Origin of the sequence: Algoriphagus aquimarinus (assembly GCF_900112005.1) — a bacterium.
Lineage (GTDB): Bacteria > Bacteroidota > Bacteroidia > Cytophagales > Cyclobacteriaceae > Algoriphagus > Algoriphagus aquimarinus.
Window position 1 is genome coordinate 211,252 of the sequence record NZ_FOKK01000008.1, and the last position, 22,560, is coordinate 233,811.

A 22,560-nucleotide genomic window follows, 5' to 3' on the forward strand; every position below is an offset into this window, starting at 1 on the left:
TACCAAAAAAAAATGGCTGATCGTATGACCAGCCATTTTGTATTATTGAAATTGATATCTAATCCTCAATTAGTGTTTCGTTGAAGAGTTTGAGAATTCTCTTGTACTCATCTGTCCAAGAACTAGGCTCTACGAATCCGTGATCTTCTACAGGATAGATCGCCATTTCCCAATTGTCTTTTCCTAGTTCGATAAAACGCTGTGAAAGTCTTACTACATCCTGGAAGTGTACATTCACATCGACCATACCATGTGCCATGAGCAAGTTTCCTTTCAGACCTTCGGCAAAGTAAATAGGAGAGGAACGACGGTATGCAATCGGATCTTCTTCAGGAGTGTTCAAAATGTTGGCAGTGTATCCGTGATTATAATGTGCCCAATCCGTAACTGAGCGAAGAGCAGCACCGGATTTGAACGTATCAGGAGCATTGAATAGCGCCATCAGCGTGATGAATCCACCGTAACTACCACCATACAAACCAACTCGCTTAGGATCTACTCCATGATTAGCAACTAGGAAATTTACTCCATCTACTTGATCAGAAAGATCTTTTCCGCCCATATGACGATAAATTCCTGTTCTCCAGTCACGACCGTATCCAGCAGAACCACGGTAGTCAATATCTAATACGGTGTATCCCAAATCCGTCAATAGATTGTGGAACATGTATTCCCTAAAGTAGCTACTCCACCATTTGTGGACGTTTTGTAGGTAACCTGCTCCATGTACGAAAACTACTGCTGCACCATTGCTTTTCGCTGGATCTGGTTTATATAATCTAGCAGGAACTTGAGCTCCATCTTCTGCAGTAAAACGTACGAGTTGAGGATCTCTCCAGTTGTAAGCTTTAAACTCGTCGCTCTGACCAGAAGTCAGTTTTTCAGCTTTTGCACCAACCTTATTGTCTTGTATGTAAAGTTCGGCAGGGACATTACTATAAGAGTAAATGATTGCCAGCTTTTTCTCATCAGGAGAAAGGGAAACTTCATTGTTTCCTGTCATGGTAGTAAGCTTATCCATTTTTCCACCTAGTACAGGCATCTTATAGAAGTGGCGCTCCCCTGGATCTACTTCAGAAGTAGTTAAGTACCATGATTTTTTATCCTTAGAAAGGAATGGATCAAATACCTCATACTCACCTGAAGTAAGTGCTTTCTTTTTACCAGTAGTCACATCTAGCAAATAGAGATGCGAATAACCTGATTCTTCAGATTGGAAGTAAATGTGTTTGTTATCAGGAAGCCAGCCTAAAGTTCCAGCATAGAAAGATCTGCCAATTCCTGGGCCTGAGATCCATGCTTCGTCTCTTTGACGATCAAGAGTCGTCAATTTACCTGTCTGCAAATCTACGGATGCTATCCAACGGTCTTTGTTATCTGCTGAGCCAATATTGACAATCGCACTTTTTCCATCAGGAGAAAAGTAAAGACCTGAAAACATTACGTCTCGGTCTTTCTCTTCCCAGGTTTTATCAGGATAATCGGTGACGTAATCAGGCAAATCCTTGATACCAGGTAGGTCTGCTGCATTTAGGAAATAGACGGTGTCCCGTTGCAAGTCATAAATTCCAATTTCTACCTTGGTAGGAGCGTTTCCTACTTTCGAGCGTGTATTGAGATCTACTGTGTAACCAGAAGCATCTACATAGTCTGGTACTTTGGTGTTTTTATTGGAAGCTGAGGTGAAGATAGAAAAGGAGGCAAATTTACCATCTGGAGACAGTTGTAGACTACCTGGCGATTTTCCCTCTGTATAATAGACGAATTCTTCTTTTTCAGACTGATTGAAAGCCTCTCTGTAATCTTTACGCATCTTAGCGTTTTCCTTACGCTCACGAACCACAGCAAGAAGCTCTAGATTCTCTGATTCTAACCATTCTACTTTATCATCACCTTTAGATTTATCTTTAGGTTTTGACTCAGTGGAGATATTGGTTGCCTTTCTTACAGACTTATTTGCTCTATTCCAGATATAAATATTGCCTTTAGAAGTGAATGCAATTTCTTGCTCATTTGCCATGAACTTAGGGTTATTAAAGTTCTCTGGCCATTCAATCAGCATTTCTGAAGTGCGTGAAGACATATTCTCAAGCATCAGTTTTTTATCCATCTGATACACTCGTAAAGATCTATCAGTATTGAATTCCTGCCCATCACGCTCATTGGCTTTCATTTCTTTCCAGCTCACTTTAGAGAATTCTCCTTTGCTTGACAAACCCAATTTGTATAAGGAATCAGCAGGGTCTTTATCTTGGTTATATCTGAAGTAAATGGTTTGGGAATCATCGCTCCAGGATGCATTGGAAGGGAAAGTTCCCATCCAGACTGGATCTCGCATGATGTAATCAACACTTAAAGTTGACTGTGCCTGAGCTTGCAAAAAGGCAATGCATAGCAAAGGCAGAAACAGTAGTTTTCGCTGCATATTCGTATGGGTTTGTTTATTCTGTAATCAATTAATTGCTTCAAGGAACTGATGTAGCTCAGTTTCAATTTGGATAAGTTGCGCTTGAAGATTTTCGTTTAGTTCCTGATAATCATCTAGGCTTTTCTCAATTTCTTCCAAAATTTTACGGGTTTTTTGAGCTCCTATATAGATCATAGTAGGCTTCGCTTTATGGCAGCGTTTTTTGATAGTATTAAAATCCTTTTGTTCATAAAAATCATTCAGTTCCTTTAAATCTTGGATGTTCGTTTCTAGAATAATCTGAACCATCTCTCTAATCATCTCTGGCTCGTCTTCGCCAAAATAATGATAAATCGATTGTTCACTTATAAGTTGATACATAACTGGGGGATAAAGGGTCTAAGCTGTAAAAAAATGATTTAATCCTTCTTCATAAAATTAGACACATTTTTGAAAAAGTATAATTTAAAACTAATGTCTTTCAATAATTCCTCAACATTTATCCTAAATAACCCATGATTGGCTAATTTTGCACTGTATCTAGTCTAAAGTCAATTACAAAATGCCAAGGAATAAAAAGATATTTTTGATTCTGTTCGTGATATTTATGCTGATCATGTGCTGGATCGGATATGACATTTCACGGAGAACTACCTTCCCGGGTTCCAAGGGAAATCTGGAACAGCGAATAGGAGATGAATTGGAGAAAGGTGAAAAGTAGCCTTCGCCAACTCTTGTACACCTAATGGATTACACTTTCTCGGTAGCCTTACTGAGCTAAAACCAACTCAATGGATAACTTAATGACTCGCCAACTTGACCTTATTTTACGTGAGGGAGAAGTGGATTTTGAGCGAGATTTTGAATTAGAATTAGAACCTAAGTATTTGGATAAAAAAGGTCAGAATTGGCTTTCTGAAATCTACGATAATTTAGGTGGAATTGGTGAATTCCCATTGTTGGAAAAGCTTAAATTTGACTTCAAAATCGGCCGAAATTTATTCGTCTATGACGAAGAATTACACTTTAATAGGTACCGTTTAATTACTTTTAGATCAAGTCTTTACTCTGAATTAAATTTTCCATTTTCAGAAACTCAAAAGCGTTTGTCTAGAAGTTATGAGAAGGAATGTCTGAAGGTTGGTTTGCAACAAAGAATTTGGAATGGAGTACCTATCGCGAAGCATTGTTTTGGAGAGGCAAGCGAGCCAGGAGATTTCTCAGGAAATGGTGCAAGTGGATGGAAACTTACTGCATACAATGATGCTCAATTTGATCTCCAGACCAGGATTCATGGATATAAACTTTTCCGAATCACACCATTCGAAACGCTTATGACTGGTGGTTCCTTGAAGCGACTAGATCAATTGCTTATCAATCCAAAAGAGGAACAGCGAGCTATGCTGTTAAATTGGTTTAATCGAAAATACCAAGGGTAAAACTTTTGCAGTTGACGACGTAGAACAGTTAATGCGCTGTAAAACCTGAAAGCTTTATGCCCTTCGTAACTTTTGCGGTGAAAAAAACCTCTGCCATAAAAGACATAAAGAGAACAAAATAGGTAGGCAACTTACATGTAGATCATATGCCATTATTAAGACTATGAAAACTTTATGGCCTTTGTGACTTTTGTGGTTCAAAAAATTCTACAACAAAAGTCACAAAGAAAACAAAGTTACGGGATCTGCTCTAGGTGATACTTTGCCATTTTCTAAGCTATGAATATCTATGATGCTATGTGGTCCATTTTATTTTACCACATAGTCACATAGAAAACATACCCAATAATCTTACGTCATAGGTCAATGGTCTAGCTTCAAAAGATTTATGCCTTTTGTTCTTTGAGGTTAAAAACCCTTAACCTAGCTTAAGAAAACAATCCAAATATCTCCCGCTCGACTTTTTCCACCACGAAAGAGAAATCATCGGGATTTTCTACAAAATCCAGGTTGTTAACATCTATAATCAATAATTTTCCCTCAGTATAGCCAGCGATCCATTCCTCGTAATGCGTATTGAGATTCTTTAGGTAATCAATCCGCATGGTCGTCTCATAACTTCTGCCACGCTTTTCTATCTGGCCTACGAGTTTGGGAATATCAGCTTTCAAGTAAATTAACAGGTCTGGAGCTTTCACATGTGCAACCATGCTAGTGAAAAGACTTTGGTAATTTTCGTAATCGCGCTCAGTTAGAAGCTGACTTTTGTAAAGATTAGCTGCAAAAATATAAGCATCTTCATAGATAGTCCTATCCTGAATAGTAGGTGTTTTACTTTCCTGAATAGTCCTAATTTGATTGAAGCGGGAGTTGAGAAAATAAACTTGAAGATGAAAAGACCAACGCTTCATATCCTCATAGAAATCAGCAAGATATGGGTTGTTGTCTACAGCTTCGAATTCAGCCTTCCAGCCATAGTGTTTGGCTAGTTTTTCGGTTAATGTGGTTTTCCCACTACCTATATTTCCAGATACAGCGATGTGCATAGTTGATTATTTACTGAATCGTGGAGAAACGATAGAGTCTTTGCTTCCAGCAGTGTATTTGTAAAATCCTTCACCGGTTTTTACTCCTTTGAAGCCAGCTTCTACCATATTAACAAGCAATGGGCAAGGAGCATATTTTGGATTGCCGAAGCCATCATGAAGAACTCTCAGGATGGAAAGACAAACATCTAATCCGATGAAATCTGCTAGTTGAAGTGGGCCCATAGGATGTGCCATTCCTAGCTTCATTACAGTGTCAATCTCATGCACTCCAGCCACTCCTTCAAAAAGAGAATAAATCGCTTCGTTAATCATCGGCATTAGAATTCTATTTGCCACAAATCCAGGGTAATCATTCACTTCCACTGGGTCTTTGGAAAGCTTGCTGGCTAAGTCCATGATTTTAGCCGTTACTTCATCAGAAGTGGCATAACCACGAATTACTTCCACAAGCTTCATCACCGGAACAGGATTCATGAAGTGCATACCGATGACTTGCTCCGGTCTCTTGGTCGCGGCGGCTATTTTTGTTATAGAAATGGAGGAGGTATTACTTGCTAGGATTGCAGATTCAGGGCTGAATTGATCTATTTTTCTAAATATTTCAAGCTTGAGATCCATATTCTCGGTAGCAGCTTCTACTACCAAGTCGGCGGATTTGACACCAGCTTCCAGGTCAGTGAAAGTTTGTATTCTCACGAGTGCAGCATTTTTCTCATCTTCTGAAATCAATCCTTTTCCTACTTGTCTATCCAGATTTTTTGTAATTGTGGCTAATGCCTTGTCCAAAAATTCCTGCTTAATATCGATCAGGCTGACGTTATAGCTATGCTGCGCAAAAACATGCGCAATGCCATTTCCCATAGTTCCAGAACCAATGACGGAGATGTTTTTCATAATGTGGTGATAAAATTTAAAGTTATAATTTGGGTCATTTTCAATGGATTTAGCCAGTTGAATGACTCAAAGCTACTCCTGACTGATAGTATATCCAATTTTTTAACTTTCAATTGCTGACATTGTTTGTCATACAAGTTCAGTTTCAAACTGCGATTATTGCCTACCTTTAGACCATAAAAGAGCAATTACATACACATGAAATCGAGCATCACAAAGAACGTCACACACCGGGATGATTATAACCTTGCGAGATTCCATGTGACCGCTAAAAAACAAATTATAAACACATGAAAGAACTTGGTTTAATCTCAAAATTACCCATCAATAGATTTACAGACTTCGGTGCTTATTTGGCGCTTAGTTCCGGTGAAGAACTTTTACTTCCTAAAGGATACCTTCTTGGCGAGGAAAAAGAAGGAGACGAGATCGAGGTGTTTGTATACACAGATAGTGAAGATCGTCCTGTAGCCGTAACTCAAAAACCTCTGGCTTTGCTAGATCAGTTTGCTGTTTTGGAAGCAAAAGAAGTTACTTCTTTCGGCGCATTCGTGGATTGGGGACTTCCTAAAGATCTTTTTGTTCCAAAATCTGAAATGGGTAAAAACATGGAGGTCGGTCAGAAATACCTGATCAAAATCTGTGTAGATTTTAAAACGAACAGGCTCATCGGAGTCAATAAGTATAGAGATTTCATGCGTTTGGCTCCCTTTGATTGGGAGGAGGGCAAAGAGCTTGAAGGGATGATTTTCGAAGAAACAGAGCTAGGCTTCAAGGTTTTGATCGATAGTGAATTCGAAGGCTTACTTTTCAAAAATGAGGTTTTTCAGCCTTTAGAGATTGGTGAGATCAGAAAAGTGTATGTGAAAAAGAACCGTGAAGACGGTAAACTTGATTTGCAATTATTACCACCCGGCCGGATAAAGTACGACGAGGGATCAGAAAAAATACTTGCTATTTTAGAAGCTAAAGGGTTTTTGCCTTTGCACGATAAATCAACTCCTGAAGAGATTCAGGAGCAATTGAATATGAGCAAGAAGCATTTCAAACAATGCATTGGGCAACTATATAAAGCCAGAATGATCCAAATCGAACCGGATGGGATCAGACTAAACGCATCGAATTAAGTTTCAAGATATCAGTTGGAGTGATGCAGAGAATGGCATTTCTACGAAGACTAGCTATGGGAGCCTTGATCAGATTAGGTGATTTGATAAGGATGTTCAACCAGCTTTCGTCATCCCAGTTTTTGCCTGCAATGAATCGTTGGTAATCTGGATGTGCACGATTGAGTAGATCCTTGGCTCTGAGATTTAACTTTAGCAAAAGCGTATTCCACTGTGTAGGTGTTAGCTTTTCTTTGCTGAGGTCAATTATATTGACAAAGGGAGAAATTGACTTAGCATAAGCTAATGTTTGCCTGTCCACCAACTGCGTAGGAGAATGATAGAAGTACAATTCTGAAGGATGGGTTTTCATAGTTTCTAGGGTTTATATGCTTCTTAAGATACTGAAAATCTATAGCTTATAAAAGAATTATTTCTCACAAATAACTTTTAAACATCATTTAACTTTCAGAGAAATTGGAAATAGACCTTGAAAATTTCAATAAAGAGAGTAAATCAGAATATTCTTCTCATGTGAAATTGCGGGCTAGACTTAGGAAGGTAAAGCCTAAAGTATTGGACGAAATGTTCGAGGAATTGCACGAAGAGGCTTTCCGAGAAATAGACTGTTTGGACTGCGCGAACTGTTGTAAAACCACTAGTCCTATTTTTCTGAACACGGATATTGATCGCTTAGCGAAATCATTTCGCATGAAAAGCAGTGCTTTCATTGATGAATATCTACATCGGGACGAGGAGGGTGATTTTGTCTTGAATTCCTCTCCCTGTACTTTTCTTGGTGCAGACAATAAATGTCTGGTTTACGAAGATCGACCTAAAGCTTGTCGAGAGTATCCACATACCAATCGCAAGAAAATGCATGGTATTTTGGAGCTTTCGCTTAAAAATACGCTCGTTTGCCCTGCAGTTTTCAAAATTTTCCAGCAGATTGGGAAGGATTATAGGAAGTAATGCAATTCTTTTGCTTTTTTGAAACCGTAAACCTATTAATAATATTATGCAAAATCAGGAAGCACATTTCCTAGGAGTGGATGTGGGGGGAACTCACTTGAAAATTGGCCTTGTAGATAGAGAAGGCAATATTTTAGACTTTGTGAAAGAGGATACCACTTCTTATCGTGATCATCCTGAGGGATTTGGAACTGCTTTTATTGCAGGTTTGGAGAAGTATCTCACCAAATATCCCCAAGTAAAAAATGTTGGAATCGGCCTTCCTGGCATGATTTCAAAAGATAGAACCACTGCTCTAGAGATCCCAGCAATACCAACTTTGAACGGGTTTAATCTAAAAGGTAAACTAGAAGAAAGGTATCCGAAATATGAATTTGCTTTAGAAAATGATGCTGCCGCAGCTGCTATAGGTGAGTTTTATTTTGGCAAGGATGATCCTTCTCAGAATTTCCTATTTATCACTATGGGAACCGGGATTGGTAGTGCTTTAGTGTTGGACGGGCAAGTATTCAAAGGATCCAGAGGCAATGCCATGGAAATGGGACATATGCTTTCTAAAGGAGCTGCAAGACTGGAGACCCTTATAGGCAGACAGGGTATTTTGAATATCATGTCTAGACTTATTGATGCTTATCCTGAGAAGGCGGGCGTGTTAATAGGTTCAGAATTAGGAACACATCTTTTGGTGGATACAGCTAAAGCTGGAAATCCAGTTTCCCTAATGGTTTTTGAAGAAGTTGCAAGGATATTGGGAGAGGCGATTGTATCTGCTATCAGAATTCTTGATGTGACTGACGTGTATTTTGGCGGTGGAATCTCAGCAGGGCTGGAATTTATGATGCCTACACTTGATCGCACGATCAAACAATATTTGACACAGTATTATGGCAAGGACTTAGTTTTGAAAAAAGCTACTCTTGAAAATAACGCAGGTACGCTGGGAGCAGCGGCACTTTGTTTTATGGGTTCTGGGTTGTAATCGTTACCTCAGAAACTTTACTTATAGCATTCAGTCGAAAAAGAACTCTTAGGGGTTCTTTTTCTATTTCTACTCCATCACACGCATTACTAGGTTCCAGGAAGTAGAAAAAGAAGGTTTGGCTTTTATCTACCAATTCTACTCGATCAGGACGCCCAAAAGTCTTAATCAAAGCTTGGTTGTCAATTCCTAAAAAGCTGTGCTTAATACGCTCCAGTTCTTCCAAATCTTGCATACGCAAGCCTTTGCACCCATAATGATCAGCTTTCCAGTTCTCAATATTCATGCTTCCCGTATCTCTTTTGGAGCTGCAGGAAAATGCGAAGGAAAGAACTAAGGCAGAAAGAAGTAGAAAGCTTTTATTCATGATCAAAGGGAAATAGAAGGGATTTGGGATTTAAGCTGCTGATTTTTCCACAACCAAAAGAAAGAGCCTAAGCAATACACGCCTAAAACTCCTGCTAGAATCGGCAAAGGTAGGAGAGATTGAATTAAGAAAAAGACAACAGCCACAAAAGCCAGAATTCTTGCTATTTCTTGGGGTAAATACCAGTTTCTTTTTTCAAAGACTCCAGAAAAACTCACCGTTGTCCAAATGATTAGTGTGCTTACAAGAACTTTGGGTAGCCAAGTGAATGTATCTACTTGGAAGAGGAAAAATCCTGTCAGCAAGAGAAGAAAGATGTATTGAGTGAATACGTACCAGTTTAACGAAGTAGGAACTACGGAGTCGAATTTCTGGTAATCATGTTCAACTTCCTGTGGAGCTCGATAGCCACCAAGAGAATCAGGAAGCCATCCTGGTTTGTAGAATAGGTATTTCATGCGATCCGACCAGTTAGGAATCAATTTCAATTCCTCTTTCATATTGGCATAATGCGCAAGGTTCACCCAGACTGGATTCCAGCTTTTCACAGGAGTCGTAATCCCGTAGGTTGGCTTTTCTTCTTCAACCTGAAATGTGCCAAACCACTTGTCGAAGATGATGAATGTGCCTGCATGGTTTTTATCGATGTATTTGGGATTGCGTCCATGATGCACACGATGATGAGAAGGAGTGTTCATGAATTTCTCAAGAAAGCCCATTCTGTCTATCGCCTCAGTATGAATCCAAAACTGATATAGCAAGTTCAGGCCTGATACCAATACCAACAGAACAGGGTCAAAACCAAGCAATGCAAGTGGGAAGTAGAAGAAGAAGGTCCAAAAGGTCTGGGTGCTACTTTGGCGAAGCGCTACAGAAAGATTGTACTCTTCGCTCGAATGATGTACGACATGGCCGCCCCAGAAAAGATTGATCTCATGACTCATTCGATGTGCCCAATAGTAGCAAAAGTCATAAAGGAAGAACAAGAGGAAAAATGTCCAGACATTGTTTGGAATATGAAAGAAGGCGAGTTGCTGATAAATCAAGGTGTAAATCCCGATGGAAAGCACTTTGATGAAAACTCCGGTGACTTGCGAGATCACTCCACAATTGATGTTTGTAATGGCATCGTTAAGTCTATATCCTGGATGTTTTTGAAATCTAAGCGCAATCATTTCTATGGCCATCAAGATGAAATACATCGGGATAGCGATCACTACTGGGCTGAGGTTCATTATTTTGGGTGTTTTTGCGAAGCTACTTGTCAAAGATAAAGATAAAAGGATCATTGATAAGTCGGATTCAGTTTGTCCAAATCCTTTATATTAGCGCATTCAATTCCCCTCCATTATGTATTACCGATTCGGAAAAGCCTTTTATTTCCTCAGTGTTGCTCTCTTCATTTTCTTTCTCCTGTATTTCTATTCAGCATTGCCTGAGAAAGTCAGTTACAATTTCAATGAAAATGGATTATCGCCCGAAAAGCTAAGCAAGGGCACATTTTTCTATGGAATGATAGCCATTTTCATTATTATGAACGTGATTGTTCTACTTCCACCAAAGTTGCTAGAAACTAAAAATCATAAAGGTTTGATCCGAGTTTTCCCTATTGGGGACAAGTATCGGGATTACTATTTGGGTTGGTTCTATTCGTTTGGAGGCATACTGAATATGAGTTTAGGTATGTTAGTGTTTTACACACATGCGATTAATAATCAGGATGTAATCGCTGCGAGTCAGTTCAATTTCTTCTTTTATCTTATCCCTGGGCTATTCGTCCTATGGGTATTGGGCTTGTTTGCCATCCTCGTAGGTAAATTCAATCAGGTGAAAAATAAATCTTGAGCATAATTAGTATCAAATAGAATATGGCTGAAGAAGTAAAATATACAGAAGACAGTATAAAATCCCTCGACTGGAGGGAGCATATCAGGTTGAGACCGGGTATGTATATAGGTAAATTAGGCGATGGTAGTGCACAAGATGACGGTATCTATGTGCTTGTAAAAGAGGTGCTTGATAATTCCATTGATGAGCACATGATGGGATATGGTCGTACTATCGAAGTCAAAATTTCCGAGCACAAAGTAGAAGTTCGTGATTATGGTCGTGGTATTCCTCTAGGAAAAGTGATCGACTGTGTATCCAAGATTAATACGGGTGGTAAATACGATTCTGGAGCTTTTCAGAAATCTGTAGGTCTAAACGGTGTGGGTACCAAAGCTGTAAATGCTTTATCTGATTTTTTCAAAGTACAAGCCTACAGAGATGGGGAGACTAAAGTTGCTGAGTTTGAAAAGGGAATTCTTGTAAATGATGCGCCGATAACCAAATCATCTGATCGAAATGGTACCAAAATGGTGTTTACGCCAGATGGTGGGATTTTCAAGAATTATCACTTCATACCTGAATACCTAGAAAATCAGATCTGGAACTACGCCTATCTGAATGCTGGTCTTACGATCAATTTCAACGGGAAGAAATTTTTCTCAGACAGAGGGCTTTTTGATCTTCTTTCCAATAAAATAGACGAGGAAACGCAGCGATACCCAATTATTCACTTGAAAGGGAATGATATCGAAATGGCGCTTACTCACTCCAATCAGTACGGAGAGGAGTATTATTCCTTTGTCAATGGGCAATACACTACTCAAGGAGGTACGCATTTGGCAGCCTTCCGCGAAGCGCTTGTTAAGACCGTTAGAGAGTTTTTCAAGAAAGATTACGATGCTTCTGACATTCGTCAAAGTGTGGTTGCGGCAATTTCTATACGTGTACAGGAACCGGTATTTGAATCGCAAACCAAAACAAAACTTGGATCGCAGTCTATCGGACCTGATGGACCGACTGTCCGTACATTTATCAATGACTTTTTAAAAACCGATCTGGATAATTATTTGCATAAAAATCCAGCGGTTGCAGATGCACTTTTGAAGAGAATACTTCAATCAGAGCGTGAAAGAAAAGAAATCTCTGGCATTAAGAAGCTTGCCAACGACCGAGCAAAAAAAGCAAATCTTCACAATAAGAAGCTGAGAGATTGTCGTGTTCATTACGATGATCCTAAGGCAAATGAAGAGGTGAAGAATAACACCATGTTGTTTTTGACGGAAGGGGATTCAGCTTCTGGTTCTATCACCAAATCGCGTGATGTACAGACTCAAGCAGTATTTTCTCTTCGAGGAAAGCCTTTGAACTGCTTTGGGATGACCAAAAAAGTGGTGTATGAAAATGAGGAGTTCAACCTTCTTCAGCATGCATTGAATATTGAAGACGGAATAGAAAGTCTGAGGTATAGAAAAATAGTGATTGCAACAGATGCTGATGTGGATGGTATGCACATTCGCTTGCTGATCATGACTTACTTCTTACAGTTTTTCCCTGATCTAGTGAAGAATGGGCACTTGTTTATTCTCGAAACGCCTCTTTTCCGAGTGAGAAATAAGAAAGAAACGATTTATTGCTATTCAGACGAAGAGCGTCAACGCGCGATTCACAAACTTGGAAACAAGCCAGAGATTACTCGATTTAAGGGACTTGGCGAGATTTCCCCAGAAGAATTTGGAGGATTTATAGGAGAAGATATCCGTTTGGAACCAATCATCCTGAATAAGGAAACCAAGATCGTCGACTTGCTAACTTTCTACATGGGAAAGAATACCCCGACTCGGCAGCAGTTTATTATCAAAAACTTGAAAATAGAGAAGGATCTAGCGCTCGAAGACCCTAAAAAGGCTGAGGAAGTTGACGAAGAGACGGAGGCAGCTTAATTTTCCGAATGCAAGAAAATGCCTTATTTTCAATTGATTAAGAATATTTAATTGGTTTAAATGGCCGTTGGTCGTTAGACTTCGCAGATACTGGAATACACTATGAGTGACGAAAATAACTTACCTAAGAACGGAGATGAATCCCTGCACACATCTGTCCCAGTGACAGGCATGTACAAGGAGTGGTTTCTGGATTATGCTTCTTATGTAATCCTAGAGCGAGCTGTTCCTGCTATTGAGGATGGATTGAAACCAGTACAGCGCAGGATCATGCACGCGATGAAGGAAATGGATGATGGTCGGTTTAATAAAGTCGCTAACATCATCGGTCAATCCATGCAGTTTCACCCACACGGAGATGCTTCTATTGGTGACGCTATAGTAAATATTGGTCAGAAGGAACTCCTGATTGAAACTCAAGGTAACTGGGGTGATGTGCGAACGGGTGACCGTGCTGCTGCTGCCAGATATATTGAGGCTAGACTATCCAAGTTTGCGCTAGAAGTGTTGTTTAATGCGCAGACTACCGAATGGCAACTTTCCTATGATGGTAGAAAAAGAGAGCCGGTAACGCTACCAGTTAAATTCCCTCTTTTGCTTGCACAGGGTGTAGAAGGAATTGCAGTAGGTCTTTCTACCAAAATTCTTCCACACAACTTTTGTGAGTTGATATTGGCTTCAATTGAGATACTTAAAGGAAACAGATCAAACGTACTTCCTGATTTTATAACAGGTGGATTTGCTGATTTCTCTGAGTACAATGAAGGCCTTAGAGGTGGTAAAGTAAAAGTTCGGGCAAGAATTGAGGAAGATGATAGTAAAACCCTCTTAATTAAGGATATACCTTTTGGAGTGACTACGGATACGTTGATTGATTCTATCCTGAAAGCTAATGAAAAAGGCAAGATTAAGATCAAAAAAGTAGTCGATAACACGGCCAAAGATGTAGAGATTGCGATTCAATTGGCACCTGGAGTTTCACCGGATGTCACCATTGATGCGCTGTATGCTTTCACTGATTGTGAGGTTTCGATTTCACCAAATGCCTGTGTGATTATCAAGGATACTCCAGTTTTCCTTAACGTAAATGACATTCTCGATTACAATACCAAGCAAACAAGAGCTCTTCTTAAGCGTGAGTTAGAAATCCGCAAAGCTGAGTTGTTGGAGAAATTACTTTTCTCTTCCTTGGAAAAGATATTCATCGAGAATAGAATCTACCGTGACATCGAAGAGTGTACTACTTGGGATGATGTCTTGAAGGCTATTGATGCAGGATTAGAGCCTTACAAACCTGATTTTTATAGAGAAATCACGACAGACGATTTGGTTCGTTTGACTGAGATTAAGATCAAACGTATTTCCAAATTCGATGCCTTTAAGGCAGATGAATTGATGAACCGTCTGCAAGATGAGCTGAAGGAAGTGAATCATCACTTACGTCATTTGACGGATTATGCGATCGCATACTACGAAAATCTTCTAACCAAATATGGTAAAGGACGTGAGCGGAAGACTGAAATCCGGACTTTTGATGCAATTCAAGCAAATACAGTAGCTGCTAGTAATGCTAAGTTATATGTAAATCGGACGGACGGCTTTGTGGGTTATGGACTCAAAAAGGACGAGTTTGTTTGTGATTGCTCTGACCTCGACGATATTATCGTGATTCGTAAAGATGGCGTGTGTATGGTTTCCAAAATCCAAGAGAAGAATTTCATGGGTAAGGATATTTTGCATGTGGCAGTATTCCGAAAGGGCGATGAGCGAATGGTCTATAATTACATTTACTTGGATGGTGCAAGTGGTCGAGCGATGGTGAAGCGCTTCCAGGTTTTAGCTGTTACAAGAGATAAAGAATACTTACTTACCAAAGGAAGCAAAGGGAGTAAGCACCTTTACCTGACAGCAAATCCTAATGGTGAAGCAGAGATTATCACCGTTTACCTGACTCAGGGAGCAAAAGCTCGTGTAAAAGTTTTTGATTTTGATTTTGCGTCTATAGAGATAAAAGGAAGGGGAGCAGGAGGAAATATTCTTACTAGATACCCGATTCGAAAAATCCAATTGAAGATGGAGGGAGTTTCCACTTTGGGCGGAATAAATATTTATTACGATCCGATTGTTGGCCGATTAAATACAGATGAGCGCGGGAAATTAATAGGCAATTTCCTGGGTGATGATAGAATCTTGGTTTGCTACAAAAGCGGGGATTACGAGCTGACCACTTTTGAATTGACCAATCGATATGATGTCGCCAATGTTATTTTAATAGAGAAATTTAATCCTGATAAAGTACTGTCAGCCATTTATTTTGATGGAGCTAGTAAAACCTATTATATAAAGCGTTTCCAAATCGAAACGACCACTTTAAATAAGAATTTCAATTTTATATCGGATCATAAAAACTCATACCTGAAGCTTGTTTCTACTGAAAAGCAACCTCAAGCTAGGGTCACGTTGGCCAAGGGTAAAGAGGAAGAAGTGATGGAGTATGATTTGGATATGCTGATCGATATCAAAGGTTGGAAGGCTTTGGGCAATAAGCTAAGCACGTATGAAGTGAAAGAATTGAGCTTGATTGAAACCAAAAAACCGGATGTAAAGAAAGATACTGAGACTGATGAAAACGATAATGAAGCCGAATCTGATGATGATATCGAAATCGGATCTACGATAGATTTATCAGTAAAAAAAGATGATGAAGAACAATTGGGGCTATTTTAAATAGCCTCATTTTTTAGATGGAGAAAAAAAGTCAATTAGAACCTATCGATCAAGGCTGGCTGGATTATTTGAGCCAATACATCACGGATCATAAGAAATCAGTGATGGAAAAAGTCCTTACTCAAAGAACTCGCTTCCTCACCGTTGTGCTTGAGGATATTTTCAAACCTCACAATGCAAGTGCCGTATTGCGTACCTGTGATTGTTTTGGTATTCAAGATGTGCATGTCATCGAAAAGGTAAATATGTATAAGATCAATCCTTTCGTCACCAGAGGGGCATCACAATGGATTGACTTGCATAAGTATCATAACAAAGAAGGCTCTGCTGTTCAAGATTGTTTTTCTGTGCTTAAGCAAAAGGGATACAAAATCTACGGAACTAGTCCATTGCCGGGTTCTATTTCCATTCATGATTTGGAACCGGATGAAAAGATCGCATTAGTATTTGGAAATGAGCACGAGGGGATAAGTACCGAGGTTCAAGAAAATGTGGATGGCTTAGTGCATATTCCTATGCTAGGCTTTACAGAGAGTTTTAATATTTCTGTGGCTGCCTCCATAGCTCTATACGAGCTTGTAAAAAAAGTTGAGAATTACGACCATCCGGATTTCTATCTTACGGAACATGAGAAGCAAATTCTTCGAATGAAATGGTTTAGATCTGTTGTAAACAAGGCTGAACTGCATGAAAAAGCCTTTTTAAAATCCAAGAATGCTTAATTCTTCTTTTGGAAGATAGCGTTGATCTGCTCATTTAAAGGTACTTTTTTAGATTTATTCTTGGCTTTCTTACGTTGTCTTTGCTTTTTCTTTTGCTCCTTACTTTTCACTAAAACCATTCGTGCAGATATTCCCATCTGTCCTCTGTAGAAATCCTCTCGACCGACAAGATTGATATTTGGTTTATAGTCTAAGGAGATGACGGTATTCAATACGGTGAGTTCTAGGCCACCGATGAGATCTATACCTGCAGTAGAATTCCCATAAGTATGTAAGATTTGCTTAGTCTCTTCGTCTTTCACAAAGCTTTCCTCTACACCAAAAGACGCACCAGCCCCGTAGTAATAATTAAATCGTTTGGAGATTATGGGATGGTGTTTTTCCACCAAGGCAGTAAAAGTGGTGTTGAGCTTAAAATCTGACTGAAGAATAGCCTCTATAGACACCTGCTTAGTAATTCTCTGCTGAGCAGTAAGTCCTACAGTTCTATATTGGTTGCTATTTCCAAATCTTAGACCTACCGCAGTGCCATAGCGTTGGGCATGAGTCAAAGAAATAGAAGAGAAGATGAGAAGGGTAAGTAGAGTTAGGCGTGCTTGCATAGACTATTATCAAAGGAAATGACCCTTATTCAATAACTATTCCAACCTTTGAAAATTAAAAAATGAGTATAAAAAAATGCCCTCAAAAAGCGATTAGCTTCAGAGGGCATTTGTTGATGGGTCCAAAAATCTATTAAGATTCTGAAACTATAATTTTTTCGATTTTGTCTCCGGCTTTGATTTCATCTATAATATCCAAGCCTTCTACTACTTTACCGAAGCACGTATGATTTCTGTCAAGGTGAGCTGTATTGTCTCTGCTATGGCAAATAAAGAATTGAGATCCTCCAGTATTTCTACCCGCGTGAGCCATAGAAAGTACTCCTCGCTCGTGATGTTGGTTTTCGCCATCTAATTCACAATTGATGTGATAACCTGGTCCACCTGTGCCATTTCCCTTAGGACAGCCACCCTGTATCACAAAATTAGGAATAACTCTATGAAAGGTCAGTCCATCATAAAAACCTTTGTTTGCAAGGTCAATGAAATTCTGAACTGCGAGAGGTGCATCCTTCTCGTAAAACTCCACTTTCATCGTGCCTTTTTCAGTAATCAATTCTGCTGTCTTCATCTTTTCAGGTATTTGTTATGTCTGATCTGTCGTTTTTCGAAATCTAAGCTTTGCAAAAATATAACAATTCAGGAAAGAATTAGTACTTGATTCATAGATAGCATGCTTTTCATAACTCCCTATAGTTTTATTGATAGCTATTTAAATGTTATTCGAATAGCTATTTTTATAAATCACTCCCGCCAATTAATAGGTAATTGACTTACAATCAATAGCTAATAAATTTGAGGAAATACTTATAAGTTTAATTGTAGGATTTCCTTTGGGTGGGAAGAAATATTACCTTTTCATCAAAAGATTTTTTTGAAAGGAATTTATGACAGTTATCTATTTCTCTTTTAGTTTTATTTATAAAACTCTAATTATTTATTCCTTAGACTCTGATTTTGCCGCAGTTAGTGTAAGTAATTTGAACTAATCAGCCGCTAAAGATGAATGAGTTTAAACTCAAAAAAGGCTAATCCAATTTTGGATTAGCCTTTTATAAATCCTTGATTATCCATTATAACAAAGGATCTCCTCCTCTTCGAATATCGGATTGTCTTTGGCCACGGTGATCCATCTCTAAGAACCCATCGCCGGATTGACGATCTCGAATCTGAGTTGATTGCATATCAAATCGATCTTCGTCATTGTAGTAGGATCTATTTACGTGGTCATACCTTCCATAGAGACTTCGGGATTCCTCACTATAAAAGGTTCGCATGTCATGAATAAATTCTGCTTGCGGTCCAGAAGGCCAGTTATCTTCATCAAATCCAGGCGCATTTTCCAAGGTCTCTTTGATTTCCTTGACGATGATTACATCATCTTGCTTTGGATTAAACTCGAATGACTCAAATGGTAGAGCTAAAAGCTTTGAACCTAGGTTCAAAAATCCCTCGTCCACTTTTAGAACTACATAATCAACTTGACCAGTTGAAGTATTGATCATAATATCCTTAATGGATCCTACCGATTCATCTCTTGCAGTTTTTACTTTACATGAAGTAGCAGTAGAGCTACTAATTTGGGAATGAAGTGAGTTATTCATTTTGTTAGTTGGTTAGTGAATTTATTATTTGATTCACTACATTCTATATGTGTGCCATTGGGTATTTCGTCGTCTAATGGCCATTAAAAGCATTTTCAAAGCTATGTCTTGAGAATGTATTTCCCTTTTCGTGGAATGAAATCCCAGCTGTAAGGAGTTTGCACGGATTAAGTAGTCGCTATTTTTCTACTCACCACACAAATCATTTACCACTACATTAAAAAATAACTAACTGCCAAGTGTCCAATGGATTCCATAACTCAGCTTATTCTTTAGATAATAAACTCAGGATAAATGCGGATATTTCGGCTTTAGGAATGGGTACGCAGCTTGTTATTTTTTCAAAAGAGTATTCTACTGAAATGGAATACAAACCTTTTGAGGCAAGTTGTTAGTCAGGTTCTTAAAGACACCAATAAAAGCATACAAAAATAGCATCCTTCAAAATGGCAGTCAAAATCACCCCTGTTTCTCAAAATTTAGCATTTAACACGCATGTGGATCACGTTGCAAAAGAGTTTAGTTTTTTAATCTCCGAGTTTGAATTTGCTTTGTCTAAAAATGAATTTGTAGGCAGAGAGTTTTGGATAGTATATTCTAAAGAGCTGATCGATATTGAAATTTTATTTGAAGTGGGAGGGCTACCATTTGTAACCATGAGAAATAATAAACTGGAGCACGATGAAGCGCTTTATATCGATAATGGGGATAGCATTGAAGAGTTTAACTCAAGAGCACAGCAAATAAAGAATAGCAGATACGAAAGAAGAGAGAAGCAGGGTACCGAAGTAAGTGACGATTATACCTTATATGGACGTGATGAGCACATTGAATATTTGAGAGAAGCCGCGCGCACTGTTCGTGAAAATATTGAGTTGAAACGGGGGAGTTTGGGTATAAGAGGATAATTGGAGGTTTGTTGTGAGCTGGGAATACAGCGTTAAGTGGGTGTTAATTTGAAAGAATTAAATTACCCTGTGAACTTCACTTACCATTGATATAGCAGCTAATTACTAATTCGTAGGACAGAAAATGGGTTCATAAGGATAGTAAACGTCCTATAATTCAACTTCCATATACTGGAGATTCATACGTGATTGATCGACCTAATACAAAGATTATGTAGGTCCATTACTCAATTTATTACTGTAGTGCAGGGAAACATTAATAATTATTGAATTAAAGTTTTAAGGTTTTTGTAAAATCCTTACTTTCATAAAACTAATACGAAATAGTACTATTCTAATAAAATGCGTTTTAATGCGCCTAAAGATCATTTAAATGAGTGTGCAATTATCTGGCATAGAGGCGTATCATATTCTCGATACTGAACCTTCCGAGCAATTTGACAATCTTACCCAACTAGCACTAAAAATTTGTAAAGCTGATGCAGCTTTTGTTTCATTTGCAGACAATGATAGACAGTGGTTTAAGTCTAAGGTGGGATTTGATTATTCTGAGGTTCCGTTGGCAACTTCTATTTGTAAGTATTTGATAGATGAAAAGCTGCCATTTCTGAATATTCCTGATTTGAGCTTGGATAATACCTTCAAAGAGTATTTAGCTTTTGTGGAATATGGAGTTAGGTTTTATGTGGGGTTTCCTCTGATAGCGCCCGATAATTCCATTCTAGGAAATTTCTGTGTAGTTGGTTTTGAACCACAACATCTGGATGAAGTGCAATTAGAATTCCTTAAAACCATGGCTGATCAGACCATGATTTTAATGGAAAGCCATAGGCTCAACTATGAATTATCAATAGAAGCGGAACGTCTTGAAAAAAGGAGGATTGTAACAGATACCGCAGCTGTGATAGGCAAATTGGGGGGATTATATTTGGATTTATCCGGCAATGATATTTTTTGGACACCTTCAAATAATGTGTTGTTTAATCTGAATAGAGATTATTCCATGACCTTTGAAGAATTTGAAACAGGAGTCTTTGGGATTGATAAATCAGCTTCATTAGTATTTCATAGAATTAGGGAATTCAGTAATTCTCAAACTGCTTCAAACTCAAAGTTTTCGTTTGACTTTGCAACTGATGACAGAATGATAGAGGTTCATTGTGAATTAATCGAAAAAGAATTATATGTTGTTTTTCAGGATGTTACTGTTGAGAATGAATTGCGTGAGCAGCTGCAAATGCGTGAAATGGAAGCTGTGCAAACTGCAAATACTTACAAGTCTCTGGTAAATAATTCAACATTTTATATCTGCAAAGCAGGTATAGATGGCAGGCTTACCTTTTGTAACGATTTTTACGCGGCTGAATTAGGTGTCGATTCATTGGAAACTTCTTGGGATAGATTAGATTTTTTCCACTCTGTGACGCCAGCCTATTTAGATTATGCTAAGGAAGTGTTCTTCAAAGTAGCTTCAGGAAGAGAGGCCAAATGCAGAATTTTGCTAAAAGAGACAAATCGTGACCAAGTAGAGGTCTCTAATCTGTGGGATTTCATCGGGCTTAAAAATTCTCAAAATGAAGTTTCAGAAGTCTTATGCCTGGGGTATGATGTTTCGGAGTTGGAAGACAACAGAGTTCAAGTACAGTTGCTAGCTGACTATACAGCTTTCCAAAACAAAAAGCTCTTAGAATATAATTCAATTGTTTCTCATGATATCCGCTCTCATGTCGCCAATGCTGTTGGTTTGATCAGTTTGATGGATTTAATAAGTGATGAAGAAGAGCAGCAAAATTACTTCCGTCTTCTCAAGAAGGAGATAAGAAAAACCGATAGGACTATTATCGCTTTGGATAAACTGACCTCATTAACCTCGGTTTTTGAAAACGGGAAGGAACCTGTTTCCCTTTACTATCTAATAGAACAAGTATTTGAGCTTTTAAGAAAGACAAAACCACATGCTCGCTTCTCTTCAGTCAATAACATACCTGTTGATTTAATTATATTTTCCATTAGAGAATATCTTGAAAATGTGTTTTTAAATGTGTTTGCAAATTCCCTAAAACTCGTTTCTCCAGATAGAGAGTTGCAAATTGAAATTGAAGCTTCTCAGATTACCAATTCAATTCTTCAGATCAAGATTGAGGATAATGGAATTGGAATTGACATGAAACAATATGGAGATGAGTTATTTAAGATTCAAAGACCGTTGAAGGATACACAATATGGCAATGGGATAGGACTTTATTTGGTTAAAAAACAAATTGAGGCTTTAGGTGGGCGTGTTGATATTCAGAGTGAAAATGGCAATGGAACCACCATTAATTTAGAGTTTTTGAATTATGAAGATTAAATTATTAATTATTGATGACGATAAGGTTTCCTTATTGATTGCCGAGAAATTTTTGATTGTATCTGGCATTAAGAAAATTGTACAGGAAATATTAATTTTTAATAAACCAATAGATGCTTTGAAGCTGTTGTTTGCAGCAGAAGACAACGATGAAATGTGCCAATTGTGGATCTTATTAGACATCAATATGCCTAAAATCAGTGGTTGGGATTTCTTGAATAGGGTAGAAAGCGTGGATCTTAAAAAGGATGTGAAAGTAATTATGCTTACTTCGTCGATCAGCGAGGAAGATAAGAACAGAGCAGCTTCCTACAATTCAGTTTATGGCTATATCTCTAAGCCACTAGATATGGACAAGTGCAATGAAATCAAGCAGATTATACTCAACTCCGAGAACGGGATATAAGTTTGGATGCTTTTCCCTCTAGCTTTTGATCTGATAGATTAAGTTAGAATATCAAATATTTAGTAAAAGCGATTTAGATGTTAAACCTGAAATAATAGAATGGTATGCATCTAATTCTGATGTTTCACCAGCTCTCTTGACTTTTAAATTAGTTCCAAAAGTGGTGCGGAGGTATATCTTGTCGATACACTACAACTGATTATTATAAGACTTAAATGGCTGAATTCAATGGTTTTTGTACTGCTGCTTAATACTGTG

At 38.4% G+C, this 22,560-nt stretch carries 21 protein-coding genes; 11 read left to right on the top strand and 10 right to left on the bottom strand.

Annotated features, from left to right (window positions below; all coding sequences use genetic code 11):
• Positions 1 to 58: 58 nt before the first annotated feature.
• Together BM291_RS12500 and BM291_RS12505 are read right to left on the bottom strand one after the other, a co-directional pair.
• A complete protein-coding gene (locus tag BM291_RS12500) occupies positions 59 to 2,425 on the bottom strand; it encodes a S9 family peptidase (RefSeq protein WP_092897887.1) in 2,367 nt (788 codons plus the stop codon).
• 27 nt (positions 2,426 to 2,452) lie between these two features.
• Entirely contained in the window at positions 2,453 to 2,788 is a 336-nt protein-coding gene (locus tag BM291_RS12505) for an Hpt domain-containing protein (RefSeq protein WP_092897889.1), read from the bottom strand.
• A 410-nt stretch (positions 2,789 to 3,198) separates the two neighbouring features.
• Here BM291_RS12505 and BM291_RS12510 point away from each other — a divergent pair, with 410 nt between their 5' ends.
• Entirely contained in the window at positions 3,199 to 3,846 is a 648-nt protein-coding gene (locus tag BM291_RS12510) for a DUF7255 family protein (protein WP_092897891.1), read from the top strand.
• A gap of 428 nt (positions 3,847 to 4,274) precedes the next feature.
• Here the strand turns inward: BM291_RS12510 and BM291_RS12515 are convergent, their stop codons facing one another.
• Positions 4,275 to 4,892 carry a deoxynucleoside kinase gene (locus BM291_RS12515; RefSeq protein ID WP_092897893.1) on the bottom strand — a complete coding sequence of 206 codons (618 nt, stop codon included), beginning with the start codon at positions 4,890 to 4,892 and terminating at the stop codon, positions 4,275 to 4,277.
• Between the two features lie 6 nt (positions 4,893 to 4,898).
• Entirely contained in the window at positions 4,899 to 5,789 is an 891-nt protein-coding gene (locus BM291_RS12520) for a 3-hydroxybutyryl-CoA dehydrogenase (protein ID WP_092897895.1), read from the bottom strand.
• A gap of 290 nt (positions 5,790 to 6,079) precedes the next feature.
• Between BM291_RS12520 and BM291_RS12525 the strand changes: the two genes are divergently transcribed.
• Entirely contained in the window at positions 6,080 to 6,916 is an 837-nt protein-coding gene (locus BM291_RS12525) for a CvfB family protein (protein ID WP_092897897.1), read from the top strand.
• On the opposite strand, the gene BM291_RS12530 is transcribed toward BM291_RS12525, so the two are convergent.
• A complete protein-coding gene (locus BM291_RS12530) occupies positions 6,894 to 7,268 on the bottom strand; it encodes an arsenate reductase family protein (RefSeq protein ID WP_092897899.1) in 375 nt (124 codons plus the stop codon). The two genes, BM291_RS12525 and BM291_RS12530, sit on opposite strands and share 23 nt — an antisense overlap.
• A 110-nt stretch (positions 7,269 to 7,378) precedes the next feature.
• Here BM291_RS12530 and BM291_RS12535 point away from each other — a divergent pair, with 110 nt between their 5' ends.
• Complete coding sequence (locus BM291_RS12535; protein WP_092897954.1) at positions 7,379 to 7,867, top strand: YkgJ family cysteine cluster protein; 489 nt, start codon at positions 7,379 to 7,381, stop codon at positions 7,865 to 7,867.
• A gap of 46 nt (positions 7,868 to 7,913) precedes the next feature.
• Complete coding sequence (locus BM291_RS12540; RefSeq protein WP_092897901.1) at positions 7,914 to 8,846, top strand: ROK family protein; 933 nt, start codon at positions 7,914 to 7,916, stop codon at positions 8,844 to 8,846.
• On the opposite strand, the gene BM291_RS12545 is transcribed toward BM291_RS12540, so the two are convergent.
• Both BM291_RS12545 and BM291_RS12550 read right to left on the bottom strand, forming a co-directional pair.
• Positions 8,827 to 9,213 carry a hypothetical protein gene (locus BM291_RS12545; RefSeq protein ID WP_092897903.1) on the bottom strand — a complete coding sequence of 129 codons (387 nt, stop codon included), beginning with the start codon at positions 9,211 to 9,213 and terminating at the stop codon, positions 8,827 to 8,829. The two genes, BM291_RS12540 and BM291_RS12545, sit on opposite strands and share 20 nt — an antisense overlap.
• Before the next feature lie 2 nt (positions 9,214 to 9,215).
• Positions 9,216 to 10,448 carry a sterol desaturase family protein gene (locus BM291_RS12550; protein WP_092897905.1) on the bottom strand — a complete coding sequence of 411 codons (1,233 nt, stop codon included), beginning with the start codon at positions 10,446 to 10,448 and terminating at the stop codon, positions 9,216 to 9,218.
• 115 nt (positions 10,449 to 10,563) lie between these two features.
• Between BM291_RS12550 and BM291_RS12555 the strand changes: the two genes are divergently transcribed.
• From BM291_RS12555 to BM291_RS12570, 4 genes are all read left to right on the top strand, one after another.
• Positions 10,564 to 11,058: a DNA topoisomerase IV gene (locus tag BM291_RS12555; protein WP_092897907.1), complete on the top strand. Its 495-nt coding sequence runs from the start codon at positions 10,564 to 10,566 to the stop codon at positions 11,056 to 11,058.
• A 23-nt stretch (positions 11,059 to 11,081) separates the two neighbouring features.
• Complete coding sequence (locus tag BM291_RS12560) at positions 11,082 to 12,983, top strand: DNA topoisomerase IV subunit B (protein WP_092897909.1); 1,902 nt, start codon at positions 11,082 to 11,084, stop codon at positions 12,981 to 12,983.
• Between the two features lie 102 nt (positions 12,984 to 13,085).
• Positions 13,086 to 15,710: a DNA gyrase/topoisomerase IV subunit A gene (locus BM291_RS12565; RefSeq protein WP_092897911.1), complete on the top strand. Its 2,625-nt coding sequence runs from the start codon at positions 13,086 to 13,088 to the stop codon at positions 15,708 to 15,710.
• A 17-nt stretch (positions 15,711 to 15,727) separates the two neighbouring features.
• Complete coding sequence (locus tag BM291_RS12570; RefSeq protein ID WP_092897913.1) at positions 15,728 to 16,432, top strand: TrmH family RNA methyltransferase; 705 nt, start codon at positions 15,728 to 15,730, stop codon at positions 16,430 to 16,432.
• Here the strand turns inward: BM291_RS12570 and BM291_RS12575 are convergent.
• From BM291_RS12575 to BM291_RS12585, 3 genes are all read right to left on the bottom strand, one after another.
• Positions 16,429 to 17,034, bottom strand: a complete 606-nt coding sequence (locus tag BM291_RS12575) for a hypothetical protein (protein WP_092897915.1) — start codon at positions 17,032 to 17,034, stop codon at positions 16,429 to 16,431. The two genes, BM291_RS12570 and BM291_RS12575, sit on opposite strands and share 4 nt — an antisense overlap.
• A gap of 133 nt (positions 17,035 to 17,167) precedes the next feature.
• A complete protein-coding gene (locus BM291_RS12580) occupies positions 17,168 to 17,605 on the bottom strand; it encodes a peptidylprolyl isomerase (RefSeq protein ID WP_092897917.1) in 438 nt (145 codons plus the stop codon).
• Between the two features lie 502 nt (positions 17,606 to 18,107).
• Positions 18,108 to 18,638, bottom strand: coding sequence for a PRC-barrel domain-containing protein (locus tag BM291_RS12585; RefSeq protein ID WP_092897919.1), 531 nt, complete (start codon positions 18,636 to 18,638; stop codon positions 18,108 to 18,110).
• Between the two features lie 446 nt (positions 18,639 to 19,084).
• Here BM291_RS12585 and BM291_RS12590 point away from each other — a divergent pair, with 446 nt between their 5' ends.
• The 3 genes from BM291_RS12590 (at position 19,085) to BM291_RS12600 (ending at position 22,302) form a co-directional block, all read left to right on the top strand.
• Entirely contained in the window at positions 19,085 to 19,546 is a 462-nt protein-coding gene (locus BM291_RS12590) for a hypothetical protein (protein ID WP_092897921.1), read from the top strand.
• 373 nt (positions 19,547 to 19,919) lie between these two features.
• Positions 19,920 to 21,896 carry a GAF domain-containing sensor histidine kinase gene (locus tag BM291_RS12595; protein WP_092897923.1) on the top strand — a complete coding sequence of 659 codons (1,977 nt, stop codon included), beginning with the start codon at positions 19,920 to 19,922 and terminating at the stop codon, positions 21,894 to 21,896.
• On the top strand, positions 21,886 to 22,302 hold the full coding sequence (locus BM291_RS12600) for a response regulator (protein ID WP_092897925.1): 417 nt from the start codon (positions 21,886 to 21,888) through the stop codon (positions 22,300 to 22,302). Before BM291_RS12595 ends, BM291_RS12600 begins: the two co-directional genes overlap by 11 nt.
• The last annotated feature ends 258 nt before the right edge of the window (positions 22,303 to 22,560 follow it).